The organism is Halobacterium bonnevillei (assembly GCF_009831555.1).
In the GTDB taxonomy this organism is placed as follows: Archaea; Halobacteriota; Halobacteria; order Halobacteriales; family Halobacteriaceae; genus Halobacterium; species Halobacterium bonnevillei.
The window spans coordinates 1-2877 of the sequence record NZ_WUUU01000260.1; the positions used below are offsets into that span (position 1 = coordinate 1).

The 2877-nt window shown below is 67.5% G+C and carries 2 protein-coding genes; both read left to right on the top strand.

Annotation, left to right across the window (positions count from 1 at the left end):
- On the top strand, positions 1–1072 hold a 1072-nt coding region (locus tag GRX66_RS17940), incomplete at its 5' end, for a bacterio-opsin activator domain-containing protein (protein ID WP_159527716.1).
- A 220-nt stretch (positions 1073–1292) separates the two neighbouring features.
- On the top strand, positions 1293–2877 hold a 1585-nt coding region (locus tag GRX66_RS17945; RefSeq protein WP_159527717.1), incomplete at its 3' end, for an acetate--CoA ligase.

The window sequence follows — 2877 nt, forward strand, 5'->3', positions numbered from 1 at the left end:
GAGGCTGCGGGAATCGCGAGGCAGACCGGCGGACACAATCGACCTGGTCTCGCTCGCCGGCGCCAGAGGGGACGTCTTCGACCCCGGCACTGAGGCGGGCGTCGACGCCGTCCTCCGGTCCGGCGACGTCCACGCGACCGACGACGTGTCCGCGGACCCGGCATTCGCGGCCTGGCGCCCCGTCGCGGAGGAAGCCGGCTTCCGCGCTGGGGTCGTGGTTCCGGTCGAGGACGGCGAAACGACGTACGGCGCGCTCTGCGTCGGCATCGACGCGGACGACGTCTCCGAACACGAGCAACAGCTGCTCGCGGGGGCCGGCCGGTGCGTCGGGCGCGCAATCACGATCGCCCAGCAGCGCCGCCTGCTGCTCTCGGACACCGTCCTCGAGGTCGCTGTGGAGACGACGAGCGAGGCGTCGCTGTTCGCGGCGGTGGCGGCCGCCCACGACTGCGAGCTCGAACTCGACGGCCTCGTCCCCGGCGTCGACAACTCTCTCATCTACTTCCTGCGGCTGTCCGGCGCGCCAGCAGAGGCGGCGTTATCGTGGCTGACAGACCACGAGGACGTCGCTGACGGCCGTCTCGTGCAGGATTACGGCGACGAAGTCCTCCTCGAGGTCGTCGTGACCGGCCTGGACGTCGCGAAAGCCGTCACCGAGTACGGCGCGTCCGTCCGCGAGATGACCGCGACGCCGTCCGGCCAGCGCGTCGTCGGCGACATCTCCGCGAACGCGGACGTGCGCTCGCTCGTCGCCGAACTCGCCGACGACTTCTCGGACGTGGAACTGGTCTCGAAGCGCGAACGCAGCCAGACCTCCGAGTCGCCGGCGGGGTTCCGCGCGTCCCTCAACGAGTCGCTGACGGCCAAGCAGGCGGCGGTGCTCCGCGCGGCCTACCACGCCGGCTACTTCGAGTGGCCCCGAGGCACCACTGCCGAAGAACTCGCGGACGCAATCGGCGTCACGTCCCCGACGTTGCACAACCACCTGCGGCGCGCCCAGCAGAAACTGCTCTCGGCGTTCCTCGTCGACGAGGACGCCGCACTGGGCGGGACGGAGTGGCCCGACGACTGACGGCGCGCCCGCTAAGTAATTAGTGTCGCTGCCCGGCACCTGTCGACGTTCCGGTCCCCTTCGCCGGCGACGGGAGCCGACCGCAGCGGGCTCGAGACCGCAAAAGTCGCCGAAGGCGGAACCGTGGGTCCATCCGGTCGGCGAGGTTCGTTTCGCGTGGGTGGTTGGCATAATTAGCGCCACCGCTTAACATGAACGTGGAAAACGGTAGTGGTGGACTATGCCAGAGCAGGAATCCGAGGCGGAGCTCGAAGCCCGGCTGCCGGACGGCGAGGAGTTCGAGCCGCCGGCGTCGTTCGTCGAGCAGGCGAACGTCACAGATCCCGACATCTACGACGAGTTCGAACAGAACTGGCCGGAGTGCTGGGAGCGCGCGGCCGACCTACTTGACTGGGACACTGACTACGACACGGTACTCGAGGACAGCAATCCGCCGTTCTACGAGTGGTTCACGGGCGGCGAATTGAACGCGTCGTACAACTGCGTCGACCGCCACATCGAGGACGGCCGCGGCGACGAGGCCGCCATCGAGTGGGTGGGTGAGCCGACGGACGAGGACAACCGGACGTACACGTACGAGGAGCTCCACCGCGAGGTCAACGAGTTCGCGGCGGCGCTGCGCGAGCTGGGCGTCGAGGAGGGCGACGTCGTCACGATGTACATGCCGATGATCCCGGAGTTGCCGGTGGCGATGCTAGCGTGTGCGCGCATCGGCGCACCCCACTCCGTGGTGTTCGCGGGGTTCTCCGCCGACGCCCTCGCCACGCGGATGAACTCAGCGGACTCGGAGCTCCTGGTCACCTGCGACGGCTACTATCGGCGCGGCGACCCGCTCGACCACCTCGACAAGGCAACCGAGGGCCTGGATGAGGTGGACCACGAGGTCAGCGACGTCGTGGTAGTCGACCGCCTCGGTGAGGACGGCTTCGGCCACGACCTCGCCGAAAACCAGCACGACTACGACGAGTTGGTCGCCGACCACGAGGGCGCGACCGTCGAGCCGGTGTCACGCGACGCCGAGGACATGCTGTTCCTCATGTACACCTCAGGCACTACCGGGAAGCCCAAAGGCGTGAAACACACGACCGGCGGCTACCTCTCGTGGGTGTCGTGGACGAGCCACGCCGTCCTCGACGTCAAGCCCGAGGACACGTACTTCTGCTCGGCGGACATCGGCTGGATCACCGGCCACTCGTACATCGTCTACGGGCCGCTCGCGCTGGGCACCACGACGATGATGTACGAGGGGACGCCGGACTACCCCGACAAGGACCGCCTCTGGGAGATCGTCGAAGACTACGACGTCACTCAGTTGTACACCGCGCCGACGGCGATCCGCGCGTTCATGAAGTGGGGCGAATCGCACCCGGACGCGCACGATTTGTCGTCGCTGCGCTTGCTTGGCACTGTCGGCGAGCCGATCAATCCGCGGGCGTGGAAGTGGTACTACAAGCACATCGGCGACGAGAGCTGCCCCGTCGTCGACACCTGGTGGCAGACGGAGACGGGTGGCATGATGGTCACCACGCTGCCGGCCATCGACGACATGAAGCCCGGGTCTGCAGGACCGTCGCTTCCGGGTATCGACGCGCGCGTCGTGGACACAAGCGGCGACGAGGTATCGGCCGGAGACGCCGGCTACTTGACGGTGAACAACCCGTGGCCGGGGATGTTGCGTACGCTCTACGAGAACGACGAGCGGTTCGTCAACGAGTACTGGGCCGAATACTCCGACACGGACAGCGACGACCCCGACGACTGGGTGTACTTCCCCGAAGACGGCGCGAAGTTGGACGACGACGACT